The following is a 23992-nucleotide window of genomic DNA, read 5'->3' on the forward strand; positions in this document are numbered from 1 at the left end:
TTTCGATCACCATCTGACCAGCGGGAGGGGGCGCAAGCCGGCAATGAACCTTATTCGACCCCTGCTGCTGCTCTGCCTGCTGTTTCCCCTCTGCGCCCAGGCGCTCACCCTGCACAGCCGTCACTACCTGCAGAGCAGCCCGGCCCCCACGCAGGCGGCCGAACAGCAGTGGCTGGCCCGGCACCAGCTGCTGCGCGTCGGCGTGCTGCGCCACGACTACCGCCCGTTCGCCATGACCGGGCCGGACGAGCACTTCGAGGGGATCTCCGCCGACTATCTCGACATCGTCGCCAAGACCCTGCAAAAGCCGGTCGAACTGCGGGTGTTCGACGACAAGCGCAGCGCACTGGCGGCGCTGCGGGCGGGGGAGCTTGACCTTGTCAATCTCGGCAACCTCAGCCTGAGCGGCCCCGACCAGGCGGGCATCGCCCTCAGCCAGCGCTATTTCAGCAGTACCCCCGTCTTCTCGGCGCTCGCCGCCGAGCAGGGCCCGCTGCTGCTGCCAGGCCAGCGGGTCGCCACCGTGCAGGGTTATGTGGACGAGGCCGCCTTCAAGCGCTACTACCCGGATCTGGTGCTGGTCAACTACCCCTCCAACGTGGCGGCCTTCGATGCGGTCTTCTTCGGCCGCGAGCCACTGCTGCTAAGCGACCCCCACTCCCTGCACTACCTCAACAGCGAGCGCTTCGACAAGATCCGGCAGCGCAGCCAGGCACAGCCCGCCATCGCGGCGGACGGCTTTCGCTTTGCTGTCTCGGCCGACAGCCCCCGGCTGCTGGCGCTGCTCAATCACGCCCTGGCGGGGGTGAGCGACATCACCCACAGCCTCATCTTCAGCCAGTGGAACGGCCCCATCCGCGACATCGTCGAACGCCCCAGCGAGCTCTACAGCGCAGAGGAGCGCGCCTGGCTGGCGACGGCCGGCCCAGTCAGGGTGTGGTTGATGGACGATCTCTATCCCTACGGGGTGCGCGACTACGACAACCAGCTCACCGGCATGTCAGTGGAGATGCTGGAGAAGATCAGCCGGCGCTCCGGCCTGCGCTTCGAGTTCGTCAGTTATGGCTCGGAGCTGGCGCGCAACGAGGCCCTGCTCAGGGGCGAGCTGGATCTCATCGGCGCCATCTCCCGCCCGGTGGCCGAGAGCTACCGGCTGCGCCCCTCCCTGCCCTATGCCACCGACGACATCTATGTGCTGGTGGCCCGCAAGGGGGATGCCTTGAGCGGTGATCTGGCACAGCTCGCCGGCAAGCGGGTGGGCAGCACCCACTACAACCCCATCGCCCGGCGGCTCGACAACAGCCGGGTGAGCTATCTGGAGAGTGCCGACGAGGCGATGGCCGCGGTCGACGACGGCCGGCTCGACGCCGCCATAGTGCCGCTCTATTTTGCCCAGCATGCGGTGGAGTGCGGCCGGCTCAGCCAGATCCGCATCGCCGGCCCCGCCGACAACCAGCCCATCCGGATGGGCTTTGCCAGCCTGCCGGGCAACCGGATGCTGATGGATGTCATCGACAAGACCATCCTCTCCATCGCCCCCAACGAGCTGGCCACCATGAGCTACCAGTGGCGCAACCGCAAACTGCCGGCCCCCACCTTCATGGAGCGCAACGCCCCCTACTTCTACCTGCTGCTGGCCGGCCTGTTCGCCATCGCCCTGCTGCTGCTCTATCGCAACCGCATGCTCAACCGGCTGGCCCGCTCGGAGCAGGCCTCCCGCCGCCAGCTGGAGGAACACGTGCGCTTCATCGAGGCGCTCGGCGAGAGCCTGCCCCACCCCATCGTGGTGCGCGACAAGCGCGGCAAGGTGATCCTCTGCAACAGCAAGTACCTGGCCATCCTCAACGCCCCCATCGAGCGGGTGCTCGGCACCTCGTTTGCAGAGGGGCTCAAGGGGCTGCTGGGCGCCGAGGCCATCACCACCCTGGAGCAGGATTTTCAGCAGGTGCTGCAAAGCGGCAGCCCCATCTTGTCGGATCGCATCTTCAGCCAGCGCGGTCCGCGCCAGTTCGTCTACCACTGGATGGTGCCCTACTTTGACTACCGCGGTGCCATCAGCGGGGTGATCAACGGCTGGATCGACATCACCGAGCGCAAGACCATGGAGGAGGCGCTGCGCCGCGCCAAGGAGCAGGCCGACCGCGCCAGCCGCGCCAAGAGCGACTTTCTGGCCACCATGAGCCACGAAATCCGCACCCCCATGAACGCCATCCTCGGCATGCTGGAGCTGGCGAGCCAGGATCCCGCCCTCGCCCCCTACACCGGCGAGCAGCTGCGCATCGCCTCCGAATCCGCCAACGGTCTGCTGGATCTCATCGGCGACGTGCTGGACATCTCCAGCATCGAGTCGGGCCAGCTGACCCTGGCCCCCGAGCCGTGCGAGCTGGCGCCGCTGCTGCAATCGGTGGCCCGCGCCTTTGCGGGCATGGCCGAGCAGAAGGGGCTCAGCTACCGGGTCGAGCTGGATCCCCTGCCGCGGGTGCTGATCGACGGGCCGCGCCTGCGCCAGATCGTCTTCAACCTGCTCGGCAACGCCATCAAGTTCACCGAACGGGGGGAAGTGAGCCTGCAGGCCAGCCTCGCGGGGAGCGCGGAGCAACCCCAGCTGCACCTGCTTATCCGCGACAGCGGGGTGGGCATCGCCCCCGACAAGCTGCCAGGGCTGTTCAACCCCTTCTACCGCGCCCACGACCCTTACCAGTTTGCCGGCACCGGTCTTGGCCTCAACATCGCCCGCATGCTGTGCCAGCTGATGGGAGGCAAGATAGCGGTCAGCAGCGAGCTTGGCGCCGGCACCGAGCTCAGGATCCGGCTGCCGCTCACCCCGCTGGCGCCAGAGCCAGCGTGCGACCCCTTGCCTGCGCCGCTCGATGCCGAGTCGGCCATGGAGCCCTCCCCCAAGCGGCCATCAACCCCGGCCGCCGCCGGCCGGCTGCGGGTGCTGGTGGTGGACGACAACCACGCCAACCAGGTGCTGCTGCGCCAGCAGCTCAAACACCTGGGCCACGAGGTGAGCGTGCGCGGCAACGGCGCCGAGGCGCTGCGGGCCATCCAGAATCAGGACTTCTCTCTCATCATCACCGACTGCCAGATGCCACTGATGGATGGCTTCGAGCTGACCCGCCGCCTGCGCGCCCGCGGCCACACGTTGCCAATCTGGGGCTTTACCGCCCACGCCACAGCGCGCGAGCGGGAGCGCTGCCTGGCCGCCGGTATGGACGAGTGCCTCTACAAGCCCATCGGCCTGGCCCGGCTGCGCACGGCCCTGGCCAGCCTCGAGCAGACCAATGCTGGCGCATTGAGCCCGGTCTGATAATCTGAGCCAGCTTGCGCGGGCCTGCGCTCCCGCCCTATCCGCGCCAGCCGTGTCCACCCCAGTCCTGCCAGCCCGATCTCTGTCACACCCTCGCATACTCACGCCAGCCCGCCATCTCTTGGGACTGGAGTCTGCCAGCGGCAGGGTGTGTAATAGCCGTTTGTGTTTGGCGACGACCCGGAACCCCATGCAACTCAAACCCCTTCTCAAGGGGCGCTTTCAGCCCCACTGGCAAGCCGGCCACGATCTCATCGAACAGGTGGTCAGCTCCTGCATCACGGAGCGGCGTCTCATCCCCGAGGGAGAGCCCCTGATGCGCCAGGGTGAACCGCTGCGGGATCTGGTGCTGGTCAAGAGCGGCCGCATCGCCATGGGCCACACCGCCATGAATGGCCGCCGCTTTCAGCTCGGCACCCTGGAGTGCGACCACCAGCTGTTTGGCGAGATGGAGTTCTTCACCGGCTACCGCTGCCAGCTCGACATCATCGCCGAGGAGCCGCTGGAAGTGGCCCGCATTGACGGCGAGCAGCTGGAACAGGCGCTGGTCGCCCACCCCAAGGTGGCGCTCTTCTTTGCCACCGCCATTGCCATCGACTATCAGGACACGGTGGATATCTTCACCTGCCGCATGCTCTACCCCATCAGCTACAACATCGCCCTCGACCTCTATCACAGCCACTGCCACCACAACCCGGTGAGCGGCTTTCGCAAGGGGTATCAGGAGGCGGAGCGCTTCGGCACGACCGACCGGGTCTACCGGCGGGCGGTGAAAGAGCTGATGGATAAAGGATGGGTGGAGCGCGGCGAGGAGGGATTGCAGATCCGCGATCTGGCGGGGCTCAAGGCCTTTCTGGAGCAGCCATAAGTCACAGGCATCAGTTGCCAGTTAAAGACAAAAAAGAGGGGCGGTTTATACCGCCCCTCTTGCTGTTTACTCCCCCGCTCAGGCGAGACAGGGCTGGGGCCGGGCCATGCGCAGCGACGCCACCAGCATGGCGAGGATCACGCCATAGATAAGCGGGATGGCGTACATCACCGCCTGCAGACCAATCACCTGCTCCAGCAGGGCGCTAATGGCCGGGCTGAACATGGCCCCGGCGCTGCCGCTGATAAGGATGTAGGAGACGTTCTTGCTCGATGCCTGGCGCACAAACGACACCCCGTAGGCGATAAAGGCGTTGTAGAGCGCGGCGCAGACAAAACCGTAACCGTAGGTGAGATAAGGCAGCTGGCTCAGGTTGTCGGTGGTGACGATAAGCGCCGTCATCCCCATCGCCAAGGTGATGATCACCAACAGGAAGGTGCGGATCGCAATGCGGGTCACGATGGCGGTCGACACCAGCGCGCCGAGCAGGGCTGCCGTCCAGTACTGGGTGATGATATTGCCCGCCTCCTCGAAGGGGATGCCGAACTTGTTCTTCACGAACATGGGCGCCCAGGTGAGGAAGGTGTAGAGCGCCAGCATGCCCAGAAAAAGCCCCAATCCGCCGCTGATGATGCCGAGGTTCCACTCCGAGTGCTCGTTGCCGGCGCTCTCGCCGCCCGCCTCGCAGCTGCGGAAGTTGGTCAGCACCGCCACCAGCATGGTCGCCAGCGCCACCACACCCACCGCCAGATAGCTCCAGCTCCACGCCATGGCGTGAGTCAGGGTGTAAGTAGTGATAAGCGGGAAGACCACCCCGGCCACGTTGAAGGTGGCATCCTGCACCACCAGCATGGTGCTCTGCATCCGCGCCTGCCAGACGCTCACCACCAGGGTCCCTGCAATGCAGAGCCCCACCCCGCCGCACAGGCCGATCACCGTCATGGCCGCCATCACCACATAGAGCGAGCCGGTCAGATGGAGCGAAGCCGCCGCCAGCGCGATCAGGCCGTAGCAGAGCAGCGTCATCCGCTTGAGGCCCACCTTCTCGATGAGGAAGAAGGCGGCAATGGTGCCCGCCAGCGCTCCGCCGTTGAGCAGGGAGAAGATGGAGGCCACCTGATTGACATCGGCGCCGAACTTGGCGGCGATGGGGTCGATCAGCATGCCGAACTGGGTCGCAAAACCGGCCATCACGAAGTTGGCCAGGAAGCTGATGGCAGTGAGGGAGAGCTTATTGTTCATATTGGATCTCTCTTGGGGTCAGGGTGCGTGCAGGGTTGGGCGGGCCGCGGCGCTTACAGCGCGGTGTGCAGCGCCAGCTCGATCATCTGGTTGAAGGAGAGTTGCCGCTCGGAGGCACTAGTCTCTTCACCGGTCAGGCAGTGGTCGGAGACAGTCAGGATGGCGAGCGCCTCGATCCCTTGCTGATGGGCCAGCCCGTAGAGACCGGCCACCTCCATGTCGATGCCGAGCACGCCGAACTTCTCCAGCGCCGGAATGAGGTTGTCGTCCGGATCGTAATAGAGATCGCCGGTGAAGATATTGCCCACCTTGACCGGAATCGCCTTCTCCTGCGCCTTGGTAAAGGCCTTGTGCAGCAGGGCGAAGTCGGCCGAGGTGGCCATCTGGTAGCCGGCGCTGCGCTTGGCGTTGGTCGGGGAGTCGGTGCCCGCCGCCTGCGCCAGAATCACGTCGCGCATCTGCACGTGGCGCTGGGTCGCCCCCAGACTACCGATGCGGATGATCCGCTTGACCCCGAAGTCGTTCACCAGCTCGTGGGCGTAGAGCACCATGGAGGGGATCCCCATGCCGTGGCCCATCACCGAGATACGCTGGCCGTGGTAGTAGCCGGTATAGCCCAGCATGTTGCGCACATTGGTCACCTCGCGCGCATCGGTCAGAAAGGTCTCGGCGATATAGCGGGCCCGCAGCGGATCACCCGGCATGATGACGGTCTCGGCGAAATCGCCCGGGTTGGCATTGATATGAGCGGTCATTGTTGTTGTGCTCCAGTTTGACTCGTGTGGATGAGGGCATCCTAGCCCCCGTCCCCTCTCCTCTTGCAGGACAAAAGTCCTGTTGCCCCGATCGAGATCCCAGTTCCGGCAACTTCTCCAGAACCACCTCAGCTTGCCCCCCTTCGCCGCCGCTTATTGGCTCTGAATCAGCCCTGCCCTTGCGGCAAGCGCTGCATCACCCGCCCAGCGATAACGTCCTTGCGCCCCCAAAAGCGCGGGGGGCCTGCTGGCCCCCCGCAAACACACCGGATAAGAAAACGCCTTACTTGGCGGCGCTATCCTTCACGCACTTCTGGACAAAGCTGTTCTTGGCCGCGCCAGCCAGCTTCTTGTCGGCCGCCGCCTTCTCACACTTGGCCGCCGGATCCACCGCCGTGCCCGTCTTCACGCACTTCTGGATAAAGCTGTTCTTGGCCGCACCGGCCAGCTTCTTGTCGGCTGCCGCCTTCTCGCATTCGCCGGTCGCGGCGCCAGCGGCATCTTTCACGCACTTGCCGACAAAGCTGGTCTTGGCGGCGCCCGCCAGTTTTTTGGCCGCGGCCTGCGCCTCGCACTGCAACTGGGCCGAGTCGTTGGCAAAGACCGGATTGGCCAGCAGCACGCTGCCGCAGAGCAGGCCGAACAGGATGGCAATACGCTTCATATGACGTTCCTTATTGTGATGTGTTGGCATGGTGACCTGTTTGCATGGTGATCTGATTGCAAGTAACTGTTATGACAAGAGCTGATTGTTGCCGCAGATCCCCCACCTCGCCAGCTTGGGAGACGGAGCACAGGGCACCATCGCACTATAGCGCCGATTGGCTAAGCGGGATTCTCCCCGACCAGCTCCGTCTCAACAGCAAGCCAACCCCTTCTTCTCCACGACGCTCGCCGATCCCAATAAAATCAAGGGCCATGGGAATCCAGCTTCCTGCCACAGCGATTTCTTGAGCCAGCGCATAAAACGCAGATATTCCTGATAGTTACGTCATTTTTTGACTGGTGAGACCAGATTCGATTGGCTTAACATAGCCATCCGGTGCCTATTCATTGGCGATGGGTTGCTACCCTCTCCGGTTAATGGAGCATTTTGGAAGCTGTAATCCACGGGCGGTAGCGTGGCAATAGAAAATCAAAAACCGAATCTCTCTTTCTCGCAAAACATTAGGTTTTACTTCGTTCAGCACCAACTCGCGAGGGTTAGTCCAACGAAAATTAACTCCCCATAATTCCAAACGACGATTATTATCAAGTCTTTTAAAGAAGGTATTCTATGGACTCTACAACCCTAGCCTTGAGCAGTGTTGCATTAAAAGAAATTGTTTCTCATATGACAAAAAAAATATTAGAGAAACCATGGGGGTTTGATACTGAAAATGGAAAGGAGATATTAAATCAGCTATCTGAGGAATATATACTTAACACCTACACTGATAAATATGTTTCTAGAAACTTAAAAATCAGAACTTTGCATAGCGCTGAAGATGATGTTTATTTAGATGAAATATATTCCCCATTAACCTTGCAGGCTAAATCAGACTTTGAAATCCGAGTTGATGATAATATAAATTTGGATTACAGCAAGGTAATAAACATTATTGGTATCGCTGGCCAAGGTAAAAGCACTATATTAAGAAAGATTTTTCTTGAGGAGATAAGACGTGCTAATATTTTTCCATTTTTTATTGAGCTGCGAAAATTAGATAATTCTTCCATACTAAACTACTTTAAAAAGACATTGAATGAAGTCGGGATAGATACTAGCGATGCCAGAGTAGAATATCTATTGCAATCGAGAAAGGCTCTATTATTGCTAGATGGCTTCGATGAAATACCAAGCAAAGACAGGATAAAAACATTAGCGGAAATTGTTAGTTTAAACACTCAGTTTAATGCAAGAATAATAGTAACTAGTCGGCCAGGAACTGAAATTTGTCATGAGCCAGGCATCTCAAACCTCACAGTTAAAAACCTCACTAAAGACGACGTAATAAATATTATTAAAAGACTTGATCGATACAATTCATCATCTGAACTTAAAACACTACTGGATAATAATAAAAGTTTAAGAGAAACCTTAAAAACCCCTATTTTGGCAAATTTACTATATGTTTGCTATCCGTATCTTGATAAGGTTCCAGAAAATGTCATTGACTTTTATGATAAATTATTCATCACCCTGTACAGCCGTCATGACAAAATTAAAAACTTCAATAGAGAAAAGTACGCATCAATCCCTGCTGGCAAAGCTAATGATATTTTTAATGCTCTATGTTTCGAAAGCATAAGAAAAGACCAACTTGAATTCAACGAGTCAAAACTGAATGAGACTCTTTATTCTGCAATGATGCTATGTGACTGCGCAAATGAAAATTCAGAAAACATAAAACAAGATATTATAAACATTACATGCCTACTCCAAAAGGACGGGTATGACAGGTATGTATTTTTACATAGATCCATACAAGAATTTCATGCGGCAAAATTCATTGCTTCCCTTCCTTTAAATTCGAAAAAGAAAGTTTATTCAAAACTCAAAAGCAATATAAACACAAGTGATTCCTTCTATGGTGCAATAGGTTTTTTAATGGACATTGACACAGATGACTGTGACTCTGAATTAGTATTGTCATATATGAATGACATTGGTATGGACAAACTATCTTCTGACAAAAGTGATACTGCTTTGCAAGAAATAACAGAATCAATAGTTAACAATCTATCAGCTAATGCCATATATAAAAACAATATCCTAGATTTTAGTTCAGTTACAAGTCTGGATGGACAAAAAGCCATCAGAGCAATGCGCTTGTTTAGCGAAAAAATAACCAGCATTGATGATTTTGCTTTAGGCCTAGATGAGCATATTTTTGAAATGTTAGATGATTTCACTCAAATTGCCAATGATGAACGACATACGAAAAAAGGAAATGAAATAATGATGTTGGTAGAAAAATCATTGCTTAGTGGAGGTTCCATATGCATGGGGGAAATTATAAAATCAATAGATGATAAAAAAATTTACAATCAAACCTCAAAGTTCATTTTTGATTTCTACAACTCCCATTACAAATTGATTTCAGAGAGAGTAAACAGATTGAGAAGTGCCATAGATATTGACTGGAACTTGGAATAATAAATAATTGAATTTATTGTTTTAATTACCAACAACCACCAATTGGCATCTTTTAATTCAAGAAAAACTTAAAGGCACTCACCATTCTTAACGAATCATTAAACGGCTAACTCATCTGCAAGCAATACCCCCTTTCAATCCCGACTCCAGCAACAAACTAGGGATTGTGGGAAACGATCAGCAGCTCGAACTTGAGTCATCTTTCCCAATCCAGAAAATAAAAATCCTCCGTTACCGGGGGATTTTTATTTCTATCGGTTAGATCGCATCAAAGGCTCAAGCCAGCAGAAATGCCCTTAACCGAGCAAACTCCGCTGGTAAATTAACGAACAGCAGCGGCTGGTTGGCAAGCGTGCCGGACTGCGGCACATCCAGACCCAGGCTCTCGTCCACCGACCTCTTGAACTTGTACAGAAGTTCATACGCTTTTCACCGTCTGCTTCTCCCCCTCCAACCAATACTCCCTTTCAACCCCCACCCCGGCCACAAACTCGGGATCGTGGGAGACCAGCAGCAGGGTGCCTGGGTAGTCGGCCAGCACCTGAGTGAGCAGCTGGCGCGAGGGGTGATCCAGATGGTTGTCTGGCTCGTCCAGCAGCAACAGGTCAGGCTGTTGCGCCAGCACCATCAAGAGGCCCAGCTTTAACCGCTCGCCACCGCTCAGCCCATGGCTGGGCGCCAGGGCGCGATCGCCGCGCAGTGCGATGCCCGCCAGCCGGGTTCTTGCCTCGCTCTCGGAGAGTGTTGGCGCCGCAGCCAGCAGGTTGGCGAGCGGGCTGAGGTCTCGCGCAATCAGGCTGAGTCCCTGATCGAGACACGCCAGCCGGCCATTGATGCGAAAGCTGCCTGCATCGGGTACCAGCTCACCGCGCAGCATCTGCAGCAGGCTCGACTTGCCGCAGCCGTTGCCACCGGCCAACAGACAGCGAGCCCCCCGTTGCAGCACCAGATCTACCTGCTGATCATGCCAGCGCCTGTGGCGCGCCGCCGTGATCACCAGTGGCTGGGCCGCCCCCTTGCGATCGCTTTTCGCCGGCCACTGCATGACAAGCGGCTGCACCGCCGCCAGCGCGGCCGCCGCCTCGGCGCGCGCCTCCAGCTGGGCACTGTGGCCCCGCTCATGGCGATCCAGCACCTTGCCAAGGGATTTGCCCGCCTGTTCCGCTTTGAAATCGAGCAGGATCTTGGCCTGGGAGCCGCGCTCGCGCCGTCCCTGACTGGCCCGTCTGGCCGCCTGTTCGCGCACCTTTTGCACGCTGCGCGCCGCCGCCTTTTCACGACACTCCGCCTGCGCCAGCCGGGCGCTGCGGGCAGCCTGCAGCTCGGCCTGCTGCGCCAGAAATGCCTCAAACGAGAGGCTGGCACTCTGCAGCCCCTGCTCGCCCAGCTCCAGGATCTGGCTCCCCTGATTGAGCAGGCGCAGGTCGTGGCTTACCAGCAGATAGCCACCACTGTGGCTGGCCAATCGCTGGCTCAGCCACGCGATGCCACTGGCATCCAGGTGGTTGTCAGGCTCATCGAGCAGCAGAAAGTGAGCAGGTCTAGCAAACAGCGCCAGCAGGCGCAAACGGGTGAGCTGACCGCCGCTCAGGGTGCTGACCGGGGCGTGGGCATCGAGTCTGAGCCCAGCCTCTGCCAGCAGGTCGGCAAGATCGCTGCGCAGGTTCCAGCGATCAGCCAGCCGCTCGAAATCGTCCAGGGCGCAGCTCCCCTGCTCGATGCGCTCAAGGGCCCGCAGCGGCTCGCCCCAGCCGATAAGGTCGGCCACGCTGGCTCCGTCGTCATGAGCCTGCACGGGCGCAAACTGGGACAACCAGCCGATGGGAGTCAACCACTCGATCTTGCCAGAAGCCGCGCGGCGCTGGCCCGCCAGCAGTTCGAGCAGCAGGCTCTTGCCGATGCCGTTGCGGCCGATCAGGGTGCAGCCCGCAGCGGGTAAAGTGAAGGTAAGGGGCACAGTGCAGGCGCCGAAGGGCAGCTGCAAGGCGTTGATATGACATGCGATATGGGTCATCTGAACTCCTATGGGCCAATGCGGGAGCCGCAGGCCAAGAGCCAAGCCAAATGACAGGGACACGTGTCCACAAATGGGAAAACAAGCAAGGAATCAGCATCAACCTGTCACGGTAAGACGCACCCGTTCTCCCTGGCGGGAGAGGAACCAACAGCGGGGTGCGGACAGGTTAAATGCGCATCGGAGGAAGTACTCATATATCAGAAGAGCCAAGAGGCTAACCCGGCGTATGCGGGCAGGTCAACACACATCATCTGGTTAAGATCCTGTTGTCAGCCATTTTCAGCCAAAATGAAGCCTCGTACGAAAACCACTCCTTGAGGGATAGTTCAATACCCATATGGAGCACAACTGACGGATGACATGATCTAGAATGTGCGCTCTTTTTTTATTCGGGATTCGATTATATGAAACGCGCTTTCTTCGCCGCTCTCACCATGCTGGCTGCACCTGCCATGGCTGAACAGACCATTGCCCACCACTTCGCCACACTGGAATACCAGCGGATCATCGATGGCTGCCAGATGTATCGCCTCAATACCCCGCAAGGCGCGACCCTGCTGTTCGGACACAACTTCAATGACACCGGCGTCAATGCGGAGGGAGGTGCCTCTGCCGGTACTATGGATCTCTACTCCTACATGTATTCCGACCCGAAATATCGCAGCTACTTCCTGCGGGGCACCAATAATCTCTATCGGCCCTCCACCAGCGACTCTTATACCTTTATGACTCTCTCCGTCGGGGCCGGCAGATCCCCCGACAACTTCATGTTGTCCCAGCGCAAGAACATCGAACGGGCGACCTCTTACTCCAGCGGCGATACCCAGCTCTCGATGCATTTCTACGACGGACAGGATCAGCCGAAATATGACAAGGCGATGCCGAAATATCTCTCGCTGTGCGGCAGCAATATTGCTTCCTTCGAGCCATTGACCAGCCTTAGACTGCGCATCGCCAGTTCCACCATCAAGGTGCAGTACCCAAGATTCAACCAGCCTGCCGGGATCAAGGCCAGCAATGATCTGGTCAGCGAAGTCCAGCTCGCCTGGAGCAATGCCGACAACAGCGCCATCACGACCCGTCAGCATAAATACACCCGCATCTCCCGTGCCGAGAAACTCGACAAGCCGCAAGATCAGAAATTTGTCGAACTGGCCAAACTCGGCATCAACGACGACCGCTATATCGACATCAACGGCGACCAGAATTCTCTGATCCCCGGCAAGGAGTATGCCTATCAGGTGCAGTACTGTGACGATTACGACTTCTGCGAAGCGAGCCCTCAGGTGATTGGCAAAGCCAATTAAGCAGCCCGCTATCGATCCATAAAAAGAGCCCTGCCGGGCTCTTTTTATGTTGTCTCCCCCACAACGTGCTACTGCCAGCAGAAGAGGCAACTAAGGTATCCGGCTGAACCACCTATCCCCCTCAGATCACTGCCCGAATGGCGCTTAATGCTTGCCATATGGAAACCCACCTACGTATGATGCCAAACGGCACCGTTTTGGGGCATGCAGTGCTCTCGCAACCCTGGCGGCCATTTCGCATCATCACCCACCTTCTCAATGAACAGTGAGCCCTTATGAATGTTCGCTACTGCGCCCTGTTGGCGTGCTGTCTGCCGCTGGCAAGCCATGCAGAGGTTGTTGCTCCTTATCAGCTTGATGCCGGCAAGGTCATCTTCAAACCCTATGGCAATCAAGCGGGGATCCCGCTGGCCGGAGCTGTGCCGACAGACTTTGATGTCACATACCGCAACGATGATTTCAGCATTGCCCACTCGCAGGGGCGCTATTTCTGCAATGCCCAGCCACTGCCCGACAGCTTCGATCTCAACACTGCCAAAGCGCTCGGCAGTTTTCTGCTGAGCGGGCAGCAGGCCTATGCCTATTGCGAGCAGATCAAGGTGCCAGTGAATACCGCCGCCTTCGCCTTGCTTGACCACCCTTTTGCCAGCGACGATCGCCATGTCTTTCTCGTCACCGGCGAACTGCTCGAGGGAGCGGACCCCAAACACCTGAAGACGGCCCATGGTCAGGCTGCTGATCAGCGCCACTACTACTATGTGGCCGACCAGACCAAGGTCATTCCTCACAAAGGAAAAGTGGCGTTGTACGACGTCTGCCAAGGGTGGGCCAACATCGATGGCACTCTCTATTTCGAAGGTGAACCCCAACAAGAGGTGGATGCCGCCAGCTTCCACTGCCTGAACTTCTCTTCCGCCGTGACCAAAGACGGCTTCTATAGCGGCAACCAGCGGATCGCCCCCCTGCCAAAAGGGGTCGACAGCGCCCTTATCAAACCGCTGCAGGAGAACTTCGTCACCGACGGCACACGCGTTTGGTATGTGAACGTCCAGCCGACTGAACTGGAAGGGGTCAACCTGGCCGCAGCCAAGGTGGAATACGACCAGCTCAGCGATGGGGTGCACAACTGGGATTGCAGTGTTCACGATGATCTGGGCAACCCCAGCTGTGAAAAAATGGCTGTGGAATAACTTGCTCCCAATTTCTGCTTGCTCTCGACCTCAACGCAGAAAACAAAAATCCCCCGATATCGGGGGATTTTTTATGGCTGCCATTCAGCACCCGGCTATCTTGCTCAACCAGCCTTACTCAATCAGAAACGCTCTTAACCGGGCAAACTCCGCCGGCAGGTTGTGGGACAAGAGCGGCAGCACGGCGTGCTTGGCGAGCGGGCCGGGCAGCGGCACGTCCAGCCCCAGGATCTCGTCCACCGACTCCTTGAACTTGGCGGGATGAGCGGTGCAGAGGAAAACCCCTACCTCGTCCTCAGCCAGCTGTTCGCCCAGCAGATCCCAGGCAATCGCCCCATGGGGTTCGCACAGGTAATCCAGCTCGTGCAGGCGTTTGAGGGCCGCGCGAGTCTGGGCATCGTCACGCATGCCAGACCCCAGGGTCTCCAGCGCCCAGCCGTTGCGACGGCACAGCTCCTCTACCCTAGGCCAGTTGTTGGGGCGGCTCACATCCATGGCGTTCGACAGAGTCGCGACCGTCTGGTGCGGATCCCACTGACCGGATTTGAGGTAGCGCGGCACGGTGTCATTGGCGTTGGTGGCGGCGATAAAGCGCTTCACCGGCAGCCCCAGCGCCTTGGCGATCAGGCCCGCAGTGAGGTTGCCAAAGTTGCCGGACGGCACGCTGATGACCGCCTTGGCGCGATCGGCTTTCGGCAGCTGGGCCACGGCTTCGAAGTAGTAGCAAACCTGGGCCAGCAAACGGCTGATGTTGATGGAGTTGGCGGAGTTCAGACCGATCGCCTTTTTCAGCTCCTCGTCATCGAAGGACTGCTTCACCAGCGCCTGGCAGGCATCGAAGTCGCCGTCGATGGCGATGGTGCGGATGTTGCCACCTAAGGTGCAGAACAACGCCTCCTGCAGCGGGCTTATCTTGCCCTTCGGGTAGAGGATCACCACCTCGATCCCCTCCAGCCCGTAGAAGGCGTGGGCCACGGCGGCGCCTGTGTCGCCGGAGGTGGCGGTGAGGATGGTGATCTTGTCGTTGGTACGGAACGCTGCGAGGCACTGGGCCATAAAGCGGCCGCCGAAGTCCTTGAACGCCAGGGTCGGGCCGTGGAACAGTTCGAGGGCATAGGTGCCATCTTTGAGTTTCACTAGCGGCGCCGGGAAGGTGAAGGCGGCCTTCACCAGCTCGTGCACCTGAGGCGCGGCCACTTCGTCCCCCAGCAGGTGGCCGAGGATGCGGGCGGAACGCTCCACCAGCGGCAGATCCAGCAGAGCATCGACGTCGGCCAACGGCTCGAGCTGCTCGGGGAAGAACAGACCCTGTTCGCGGCCCAGACCCTGACGCACCGCCTGGGCGAAGCTCACCTGTTCACTCTTGTCCTTGATATTGTAAAGATTCATAGCTCGCTTCCTGTTACCCGTGCCCCGGCCATGTCGAGTTTGCAAACCCGGGCAAATCCATCTTCGTTCTGCACGAAATGTGCGTCCATCCAATCTTTCATCCGCTCGGCCTGGGCCAGATCCTTCATCACCACGAACACGCTGGGGCCGGAGCCCGAGATGCCGGTGGCCAGCGCCCCGTTCTGGGCGGCCTGGGCCCGCACCTCGGCAAAACCTTCAATGAGCGCCGCGCGGTAGGGCTCGGCAATCACGTCTTTGAGTACGCTCGCCGCCAGCCCCTCCTGCCCGGTGTAGCTGGCGTGCACGAAAGCGGCCAGCCGGCGGCCATAGGTGAGGCAATCCTGGCGGCGATACTGGGCCGGCAGTATGGCGCGGGCGGCGGCGGTCGAAACCACAGTGCCCGGGTAGCAGACCACCCAGTACCATTGCTCAAACACCGGGATGCCCTGGCTGATGACGCCGTGCTCTTCCAGCACCAGCTGCATGCCGCCCAGATAGCAGGGGGCGACGTTGTCGTAGTGGACGGAGCCGGAGATCTTGCCTTCCATCTCCCCCATCAGCAGCAGCAGGTCGTGTTCATTGAGGGGCGCGCCGTGAAAGGCGTTGAGACCTTCCAGTGCCGCCACCACGCTGCAGGCGCTGGAACCCAGGCCCGAGCCCACCGGCAGGTTTTTCTCCAACACCATTTCGAGCGGCTTGAGACCAAGGCCCCGCTTCTCCAGCGCCTCGCCATAGGCGAGCCAGCAGTCATGGAGGATGTTCTTTTTCGGGTCAGCCGGCAACTTGTGGGCGTAGCGGCCCACGCTAGAGAGGGCAAACGGCACGTCGGCAGCTTTCACCTGGACGCGATCCCCGAGCAGGGAGCCATCCACGGGGGCGAGCGCCGCCCCCAGTACATCGAATCCCACGCTCAGGTTGGCGCTGGAGGCGGGGGCATAGGCCACCACGCTGCCGCTCTGGTACATGTCTGAACTCATGCTTACAACTCCTGCTTCCAGTTCTGGGTACGCAGCACGTCGGCAAAGACGCCCGCGGCGGTCACTTCGGTACCGGCGCCATAGCCACGCAGCACCAGCGGGATCGGCTGGTAGTAAGTAGAGAAGAAGGCGAGCGCGTTCTCCCCGTCTTTGACCTTGAACAGCGGCTCGTCGGCGCCGACCGCCTTGATGGCGACCTTGCACTTGCCCCCCTCGATGGAGCCCACGTAGCGCAGCACCTTGCCCTGAGCTTGCGCGGCCGCAAACTGGTCGCGGAACCAGCCGTCAGCCTCCGGCAGGCGGGCCATGAAGGCTTCCACATCGCCACTCACATCAAAGCCGGGCGGCAGGGCCTGCTCCACTTCTACATCGGAGAGCTCCAGCGCCATGCCGGCCTCGCGAGCCAGGATCAGCAGCTTGCGGGCCACGTCCATGCCGTTGAGATCGTCGCGCGGATCCGGCTCGGTAAAGCCGTTGCCACGGGCAATCTTGGTGGCATCGGAGAAGGCCATCCCTTCGTCCAGCTTGCCGAAGATAAAGGAGAGCGACCCGGACAGCACGCCGTCGAAGGCGCGCAGCTTGTCGCCGGCCTTGATCAGGTTCTGCAGGTTCTCGATGACCGGCAGGCCGGCGCCCACGTTGGTTTCGTACAGGAACTTGCGACGGGTCTGACGGGCGGTGCGGCGCAGCGCCTTGTAGTAATCCAGCGACCCGGTGTTGGCCTTCTTGTTCGGGGTGACCACGTGGAAACCGGCGGCGAGGAAGTCGGCATACTGGACGGCGATGGCCTCGCTGGAGGTGCAATCGACGATCACCGGGTTGATGAGGTGGCTCTCTTCCACCAGCTTTTGCACCGCTTCCAGGCTGAAGCTGTCACGGGCTTCCACCAGCTGTTCACGCCAGTTGGCGAGGTTCAGCCCATCCTTGTTGACCGCCATCTGGCGGCTGTTGGCGATGCCTACCACCCGCAGGCCGGTGCCCTGCTCGGCCAATACCGGCTGCTGGCGGGCAATCTGATCCACCAGGGCCGCGCCGACACCGCCGACGCCGACCACGAACAAGTCGATGAACTGCTGGCTGCCGAAGAAGTTCTGGTGGCAGGCCTTGATGGCTTCCGCCACCTTGCGATCCCGCACTACGGCCGAGATGGAACGCTCGCTCGAGCCCTGGGCGATGGCGACAATGTTGATGGAGGCTTGCGCCAGCGAGGTGAAGAAACGGGCCGCCATCCCCTTGCTGGTACGCATGCCGTCACCGATGAGGGAGATAATCGCCAGATCCTGCATGATCTCGAGCGGATCCAGCAGCTGGTTCTTGAATTCGAGCTCGAACTCGCGCTCCAGCACCTTGCGGGTCTTGTCGCAGTCATAGCTGTGGATACAGAAGCTGACGCTGTACTCGGAGGATGACTGGGTGATGAGGACGATGCTGACCCCGGCGCGGGAGACGGCGGAGAAGATGCGGCCGGCCATACCCACCATGCCCTTCATGCCGGGGCCGGAGACGTTGAACATGCACATGCCGGAGAGATCCGAGATGGCCTTCACCTTCAGGTCATCATCCCCCTGCTCGACGCCGATAAGCGTCCCCGGCCCTTGCGGGTTGAAGCTGTTCTTGATGAGGCAGGGAATGTGGAACTGGGCCACCGGCGCGATGGTTTTCGGGTGCAGTACCTTGGCACCGAAGTAGGAGAGTTCCATCGCCTCCTTGTAGGAGAGGGTCTTCAGCAGATAGGCGTCCGGCACCAGGCGCGGGTCACAGTTGTAGCAGCCCTCGACGTCGGTCCAGATCTCGCAGCACTCGGCATCGACGCAGGCGGCCAGCACGGCGGCGGAGTAGTCGGAGCCGTTACGGCCGAGCAGCACGGTCTCACCCTTGTCGCTGCCACCGGTGAAGCCCGGCATCAGGTAGAGACAGTCGGAGCGCAGGCCCTTGGCGGCGAAGCGCAGGCGGGAGGCTTCGATGTCGACGTGAGCCTCCAGATAGCCGCCGTCGGTCACCAGCAACTGCTCCGGCACTATGATGTCCAGCTCGAGGCCGCGCACCCGCAGCAGCTCGTGCATGAAGGCGATGGAGAGGTTCTCGCCCCGGCTCAGGATGCGGGCCTGCACGTTGTCCGGGCAGAGCCCCAGCAGGCGGATGCCCTGCATCAGCCGCTCCACCTGATCCAGTTCGGCGGTGAGGCGGGCCTGCAGCGCCTTGTCATCCAGCGCCGGATAGGCTGCCTTCAAGCCGGCCAGCAGGCGGGAGAAGATGCCGTTGATCTCGAACAATGTGCTGCTGGCATCCATGCCGCGGCTGGTCTGCTCTACCAGTGCCACCAGGTGGTTGGTCACCTTGGCCGGTGCCGACAGCACCAGGGCAACCTGGGATTGGCCGTGGGTATTCACCGCGATATCGGCGACCCGTAAAAAACGCTCTGCATCGGCCAGTGACGACCCGCCAAACTTCAACACTCTCATCGCTTTCTCTCCCTGTGATCCTTGCAAATTTGCCCGAAAATGGTTCTGAAAATCATCCAACAAAAAGGCCCGTACTGGGTGGGTACGGGCCTTTTCTGATTTCTGTGCTTGTTCGTCAGCGCATCAACCGGCCCCAGTGCCACCTGTGGTGGTACCGGTAATAATGGTGGTGGTGATGACGTTGGTGAATAACTGCATGACGAACACTCTTGAACGAAGCTGGCTTTTAGCAATACCGCGCCGGGCGCAGGGCTGTCAACCTAAACCTCTTTGCCAAGTTTGCGGGCAAGGTCTTTGCAGAGCAGATGGAGCATATTCAAATCCCGCTGCGGCAGCATGGGCACTCGGTCCATCACCCATTGATGCAGTTTTTCATCCTGCGAAACACCGAGTTCACCGAGAATTTCTGCTGCTTTGCTTTTCAGCACCCGAACCTGTCCGGCGTTATCAACATTTTCTGCTACCACCTCCGGCTCATCGAGCAACTGGCTCAGCTCGTAGGCGTACAGCATGATCGCCTGCCCCAGGTTCAGGGACGGGTAGCTCACCTTGAGCGGCAGATAGCTGATGAGGTCGACCTGGGCCAGCTGCTCATTGGAGAGCCCCGACTCCTCGCAGCCAAACACGATGGCGACCTTGTCCAGCGACGGCTTGGCCTTGATCTGATCGCGGATCTCGGCCGGCGTGAGGTAGTGCTGATAACGGCCGCGCTGGCGGGCGGTGGTGGCCACCACCAGGTCCATGTCGGCCAGCGCCTCTTCCAGGGTGTCGAACGCCTCGGCCTGGGTCAGGATCTCCTGCGCACCGTGGGCCACCCAGCTCGCCTCCTCCTCTTCGTGCACCCGGCTTGCCACCAGCCGCATGGCATCAAAGCCCATGGTTTTCATGGCGCGGGCGGCAGCGCCCACGTTGGCCGGGCGGGCAGGGGCCACCAGCACAAAATAGAGTTTCATCGGGTTTTCTCCTGGGCAGGGCCGAACGCGCAAACAACAGCGGATCATCGGCAAAACAGGGGCGCAATCTACCGTTTTCACCCGAAAATTGCCACTTGAACAGACGTTTGAATATTGCCATAGTGGCCGGGAATGTGAACAAATTGCAGCCAATCCCAGGCGCCATCGGCCCGACAGATCACAAGGAAGAGAGAGATGCAGCAGCCATTGGAACAGGCCGTCGCCGAGACGATTCTGCAACGCTTCGAGTCGTTTTACAGCCGGTTTCTCGAAATCACCCAGGGCAGCAAGAGCCGCTTCGAGAACAGCGACTGGCTGGGGGTGCAGCTCGCCGGGCGCGAGCGCATTCGCCTCTATGATCATCACGTCGGCGCCACCACGGCGCTGATCAAGCAGATGATGGGGGCTACCCTGCCGAGCCAGGCCCTGCTCAAGCAGGTGAAGGGGGCGTTCAGCGATCTGCTGCCCAAGTGCGAGAACTTCGAGGTGGCGGAGTCCTTCTTCAACTCCGTCTATCGCCGCATCTTCCGCCATCGCAACATTCGCGACGAGAACCTCTATATCCACCCGTTTCGCAGCCGGGGGGAGCACCCCGATCTGAGCGCCCTGCTGCGCATCTATCGCACCGATCTCGCCCACCTGCCGCAGACCCTGAGCCAGCTGCTGGGGGATTACAGCTTCACCCTGCCCTATGAGGACAAACAGCGCGATATTGTCGACATCCAGCACCATCTTGCCGAGAACGGGCCGGCCATCCTGCACGATGAGCCGTTCGCCATCGAGCTGCTCAAGGAGGTGTTCTACCGCAACAAGGGGGCCTATCTGGTGGGACTGATCCGGGTCAAGGGGCAGGTCTTCCCCTTCATCCTGCCGCTGCTCAGTACCGGCCAGAGCATCTATGTGGATACCGTCATCTTCGAGCCGGAGCTGGCCTCCATCGTGTTCGGCTTCGCCCGCGCCTACTTCATGGTCTATGCCCCCGTGCCGGCGCTGTTCGTGCTGTTCCTGCGCCAGATCATGCCCCACAAGCCGGACTACGAGATCTACAACGCCATCGGTTGCCAGAAGCACGGCAAGACCGAGCTCTATCGCCACTACCAGCAGCACCTGGCCCAGAGCCGGGAACAGTTCGTCATCGCCCCCGGCATCAAGGGGATGGTGATGAGCGTGTTTACCCTCCCCTCCTATGACGTGGTGTTCAAGGTGATCAAAGACGAGTTCACGCCGCCCAAAGACGTGAGCCACGAGCAGGTCAAGGCGAAATACCGGCTGGTAAAACAACATGACCGGGTGGGCCGCATGGCCGATACCCAGGAGTTCACCAACTTCGAGTTTCCCCTCGATCGCATCTCGCCCGAACTGCTGGCCGAGCTCAAGACGGTGGCACCGTCAGCACTGACCCTCACCGACGACAAGCTGGTGATCAAGCACCTCTACACCGAGCGCAAGATGATCCCGCTCAACCTCTATCTGGACAAGGCGGACGAGCAGCAGACCCGGCTCGCGCTGGAGGAGTATGGCAACGCCATCAAGCAGCTGGCGGCGGCCAACATCTTCCCGGGCGACATGCTGTTCAAGAACTTCGGCGTCACCCGTCACGGCCGGGTGGTGTTCTACGACTACGACGAGATCTGCTACATGACGGAGTGCAACTTCCGCCAGATCCCGCCGCCGCGCTACCCCGAGGATGAGTGGAGCGCCGAACCCTGGTACTCGGTTGCCCCCAACGACATCTTCCCCGAGGAGTTCGCCACCTTCTTGCTGCAAAAACCCCAGGTGCGCGACATCATGATGCAGCTGCACAAGGAGCTGTTCGATGCCAACTACTGGAGGATGCTGCAGAGCAACATCAAGGAGGGAGTGTTCGAGGATGTCTATCCCTATCGGCGCAAGAAGCGCTTCAAGTTTCAGCGAGGGGGCTAGCCTATCCGGGAGCCCAGTTGCAAAAGGGAGTGCAAATAGCAAAAGGGACGCCGAGGCGTCCCTTTTGCTTTGGGTCATCAGCTCGCGCTACGACAGCCCCTGACAAAACCGTCAGTTACTTGGCGGCAGGCATGGCATCGAAGGTGAGCAGCGCCGCCTTGTTGGCGTCGCTCAATACCAGCTGCTGACCGCTGATCTGGAAGCTCGCCACTTTCTCCAGCTTCTGCAGATAGAGCATCTCCTTGCCGGCCAGATCGCCCATGCACATCATGCGGGTCGAACCCATGGGGCCCAGCGCCAGCACACCGTCACCCTGCTGGGTGATGGCGCCGAAATAGCGGTTGCAACCGCCCTTGCCCGCCACCTTGTCACCGGCGACTTGCAGGGTAAAGGTGTCGCCGCTCGCCCCTTGCAGTTGCCAGGTGGAGGCTTGCAGTTGAGTCAGCTTGGAACCAGTTGCCATGGCGCAGCCTCCCAGGGCCAGTACGGCCAGCAGAGTCAGTTTTTTGTTCATGGGTTCACCTCTTGATATCAGCAAAATAGGGGAAGAAACATGGTGATGGGGGCCTGTGTATCATGAGAGCGGAGCAAATCAAAACTGTTTTATTGTGATCGGGGTTCCCTTTACTACCAGCTGGCATGTGCCATGCTTGTATTCCTGTTCCGGACCCAGGGAGGGGAAAAGAATGGTCAAATCATCCGTCATCGCACTCGTCTCATGCCTCAGCCTTACCGCCCAGGCCGCCGACTGGGATTTCCTCAAGAACGACGCCAACAGCCAGCTCTACGTCAAGAGTTACTCCGGCGTGCTGCTCGGCAATCAGGCTCATCACAACGACAGTTTCGATCTCTGGCTCATCAATACCGGCTATCAGTATCCGCTGCACGATGGCGTCAGCCTCTACATGGAAGCAGGCCCGGCCGTCGGCCCCAGCAGCGAGCAATCCGGCTACAACCTGAGCTCGGGGGTGCGCTATCAGCTCTCCCCCATGCTCAACATCGGCAGCCAGCTCAAACAGCTGGAAGTGAACAAGCCCAGCACCCTGCTGGAGCTCAACACCAGCCTGCTGTTGACCCCGCAACTGGCCATCACTGCCAACTACGGTGTCAGCGCCTTTCGCACCGAACAATCCCTCAGCGTCGGGGTCGGCTTCAACTTCTAGCGGGATCAGATCAGCCGGGTGGCACTCACCAGCACGCCGTTGAGATCGGCGTAAACGTAGTCCCCCGGATGTATGGTCACCCCGGCAAACGACACCACGGCATCCAGTTCCCCTTGTCCCCGCTTCTCGGTTTTGACCGGACAGGGCGCCAATGCCTTGACCCCCAGCGCCAGTGTCGCCAGCGTGCCCACGTCGCGCACTGCGCCGTAGATCACGATGCCTTCCCAGCCCTGCTCCGCCGCCTTGATCGCCAGCTGATCGCCGAGCAGGGCACGGCGCAGGGAACCGCCGCCATCGATCACCATCACCCGCCCCTGCCCGGGCCGGTTGACCAGCTCCCGCACCAGACTGTTGTCCTCGTAACAAGAGAGGGTGACCGCCTGGCCGTGAAACAGCGCCTTGCCACCAAAATTTTGAAACAGCGGCTCCGCCACCTGCAGGCCATCGCCGTACTCGTCACAGAGATCGGGCAGTAGATCCAGCATCATAAGTCTCCTTCCATGGACATGAATTCGCTCATTCTTTCATCAAGCAGAGCCCCTGACAATCCAGTGGGATTCAATTCTGCCCAGATGGTGTGGCTCCCCCGCCAGCAACACCGGCAGCAGCCAGAGCTCCCCCTGTTCCACCCAGTAGATGGCATTCTGGCCAAAGCGGGCCGCCAGTTGGATGGCCTCGCTGCGCGTGGAGGCCAGCAGCAGCGACGACTCCTGCCAGCTTTCGTCCAGCGAACTGCCCCGACAAGGCCCCATCGCCTGCCAGCGAGGAACCGCCGCAATGGCCCGCCACAGGGCCCGCTGACGGCGGGTATTGCGACGCATTCCCAGCTGGCGGCTGGCAGGATTCCAGGCCGTCACAATGGCGTAGGCAGGCCATTTCGGCGCCGAAAAGGGTGCAATAAAGCAGATTTTTCTGTAGTTTTCCCACAAATTCATGTCAACCACATGTTACATTCCATTACATTTTATAGGGGCGAAAATGGGGGCAACCCCAAGTATCATGCTGTGAACTCAGGGTTTGACCTATATCAAACCAGAGTTAAAAAGTTGCTATCTGACGGCAAAGAGTGTTGTTATGCGCCTGTTAACTGATAAAATGCAGCCACTTTTGTAATGGACTACCTTTCCAGGCTTCTCTCGATCAGACTTATTGAGAGCCTATGTGTGGCACAGGGATGTTTGCCAACGCTGATGCCAAATTCGCGATAATCCGACCTGACATTCATACCCAGGATGACGTAATAAATTTTCAGGACCGGTCGGGTAACGCCAAAGAGTGTTAAAATTTAGATAAC

Annotated in this window: 18 protein-coding genes; 7 read left to right on the forward strand and 11 right to left on the reverse strand. The window is 59.2% G+C overall.

Translation table 11 applies throughout. The features are described from left to right. Positions 1-43: 43 nt before the first annotated feature. Positions 44-3313, forward strand: coding sequence for a response regulator (locus R2E40_RS15890; protein WP_318163865.1), 3270 nt, complete (start codon positions 44-46; stop codon positions 3311-3313). A 190-nt stretch (positions 3314-3503) separates the two neighbouring features. Continuing rightward, positions 3504-4181 carry a Crp/Fnr family transcriptional regulator gene (locus tag R2E40_RS15895; protein ID WP_043159657.1) on the forward strand — a complete coding sequence of 226 codons (678 nt, stop codon included), beginning with the start codon at positions 3504-3506 and terminating at the stop codon, positions 4179-4181. A gap of 78 nt (positions 4182-4259) precedes the next feature. Here R2E40_RS15895 and tsgA read toward each other — a convergent pair whose 3' ends face one another. The 3 genes from tsgA to R2E40_RS15910 all read right to left on the reverse strand — a co-directional run bounded on the left by tsgA (position 4260) and on the right by R2E40_RS15910 (position 6842). Beyond that, positions 4260-5423: an MFS transporter TsgA gene (gene tsgA, locus R2E40_RS15900; RefSeq protein ID WP_244089487.1), complete on the reverse strand. Its 1164-nt coding sequence runs from the start codon at positions 5421-5423 to the stop codon at positions 4260-4262. A 53-nt stretch (positions 5424-5476) separates the two neighbouring features. After that, on the reverse strand, positions 5477-6178 hold the full coding sequence (gene deoD, locus R2E40_RS15905) for a purine-nucleoside phosphorylase (RefSeq protein ID WP_065476578.1): 702 nt from the start codon (positions 6176-6178) through the stop codon (positions 5477-5479). Positions 6179-6461: 283 nt separating this feature from the next. Continuing rightward, the gene (locus R2E40_RS15910; RefSeq protein ID WP_318163866.1) at positions 6462-6842 is read right to left on the reverse strand and encodes a hypothetical protein; all 381 of its coding nucleotides are present in this window, start codon (positions 6840-6842) and stop codon (positions 6462-6464) included. A 612-nt stretch (positions 6843-7454) separates the two neighbouring features. Between R2E40_RS15910 and R2E40_RS15915 the strand changes: the two genes are divergently transcribed. Further along, positions 7455-9317, forward strand: a complete 1863-nt coding sequence (locus tag R2E40_RS15915; protein ID WP_318163867.1) for an NACHT domain-containing protein — start codon at positions 7455-7457, stop codon at positions 9315-9317. 418 nt (positions 9318-9735) lie between these two features. On the opposite strand, the gene R2E40_RS15920 is transcribed toward R2E40_RS15915, so the two are convergent. Beyond that, on the reverse strand, positions 9736-11331 hold the full coding sequence (locus R2E40_RS15920) for an ATP-binding cassette domain-containing protein (RefSeq protein WP_318163868.1): 1596 nt from the start codon (positions 11329-11331) through the stop codon (positions 9736-9738). Positions 11332-11738: 407 nt separating this feature from the next. Here R2E40_RS15920 and R2E40_RS15925 point away from each other — a divergent pair, with 407 nt between their 5' ends. Both R2E40_RS15925 and R2E40_RS15930 read left to right on the forward strand, forming a co-directional pair. After that, entirely contained in the window at positions 11739-12641 is a 903-nt protein-coding gene (locus R2E40_RS15925) for a hypothetical protein (RefSeq protein WP_318163869.1), read from the forward strand. Positions 12642-12916: 275 nt separating this feature from the next. Next, complete coding sequence (locus R2E40_RS15930) at positions 12917-13831, forward strand: DKNYY domain-containing protein (protein ID WP_318163870.1); 915 nt, start codon at positions 12917-12919, stop codon at positions 13829-13831. A 114-nt stretch (positions 13832-13945) separates the two neighbouring features. Here the strand turns inward: R2E40_RS15930 and thrC are convergent, their stop codons facing one another. The 4 genes from thrC to R2E40_RS15950 form a co-directional block, all read right to left on the reverse strand. After that, positions 13946-15220, reverse strand: a complete 1275-nt coding sequence (gene thrC / locus R2E40_RS15935) for a threonine synthase (protein WP_318163871.1) — start codon at positions 15218-15220, stop codon at positions 13946-13948. Further along, positions 15217-16197, reverse strand: coding sequence for a homoserine kinase (gene thrB, locus R2E40_RS15940; protein ID WP_024943687.1), 981 nt, complete (start codon positions 16195-16197; stop codon positions 15217-15219). Before thrB ends, thrC begins: the two co-directional genes overlap by 4 nt. A 2-nt stretch (positions 16198-16199) precedes the next feature. Next, the gene (gene thrA / locus R2E40_RS15945) at positions 16200-18659 is read right to left on the reverse strand and encodes a bifunctional aspartate kinase/homoserine dehydrogenase I (protein WP_318163872.1); all 2460 of its coding nucleotides are present in this window, start codon (positions 18657-18659) and stop codon (positions 16200-16202) included. A gap of 260 nt (positions 18660-18919) precedes the next feature. Continuing rightward, positions 18920-19612, reverse strand: a complete 693-nt coding sequence (locus R2E40_RS15950) for a tRNA/rRNA methyltransferase (RefSeq protein WP_318163873.1) — start codon at positions 19610-19612, stop codon at positions 18920-18922. 195 nt (positions 19613-19807) lie between these two features. Between R2E40_RS15950 and aceK the strand changes: the two genes are divergently transcribed. Then, on the forward strand, positions 19808-21535 hold the full coding sequence (gene aceK, locus R2E40_RS15955) for a bifunctional isocitrate dehydrogenase kinase/phosphatase (RefSeq protein ID WP_318163874.1): 1728 nt from the start codon (positions 19808-19810) through the stop codon (positions 21533-21535). 115 nt (positions 21536-21650) lie between these two features. Here the strand turns inward: aceK and R2E40_RS15960 are convergent, their stop codons facing one another. Continuing rightward, complete coding sequence (locus R2E40_RS15960; protein WP_024943684.1) at positions 21651-22049, reverse strand: META domain-containing protein; 399 nt, start codon at positions 22047-22049, stop codon at positions 21651-21653. Positions 22050-22221: 172 nt separating this feature from the next. Here R2E40_RS15960 and R2E40_RS15965 point away from each other — a divergent pair, with 172 nt between their 5' ends. Continuing rightward, on the forward strand, positions 22222-22698 hold the full coding sequence (locus R2E40_RS15965; RefSeq protein WP_318163875.1) for a hypothetical protein: 477 nt from the start codon (positions 22222-22224) through the stop codon (positions 22696-22698). A 5-nt stretch (positions 22699-22703) separates the two neighbouring features. On the opposite strand, the gene R2E40_RS15970 is transcribed toward R2E40_RS15965, so the two are convergent. Together R2E40_RS15970 and R2E40_RS15975 are read right to left on the reverse strand one after the other, a co-directional pair. Then, on the reverse strand, positions 22704-23183 hold the full coding sequence (locus R2E40_RS15970) for a putative 4-hydroxy-4-methyl-2-oxoglutarate aldolase (RefSeq protein ID WP_318165570.1): 480 nt from the start codon (positions 23181-23183) through the stop codon (positions 22704-22706). 42 nt (positions 23184-23225) lie between these two features. Continuing rightward, positions 23226-23642: a DUF3293 domain-containing protein gene (locus R2E40_RS15975; RefSeq protein ID WP_318163876.1), complete on the reverse strand. Its 417-nt coding sequence runs from the start codon at positions 23640-23642 to the stop codon at positions 23226-23228. Positions 23643-23992: the final 350 nt, after the last annotated feature.

This window comes from Aeromonas sp. CD (assembly GCF_033349375.1).
Lineage (GTDB): Bacteria > Pseudomonadota > Gammaproteobacteria > Enterobacterales > Aeromonadaceae > Aeromonas > Aeromonas hydrophila.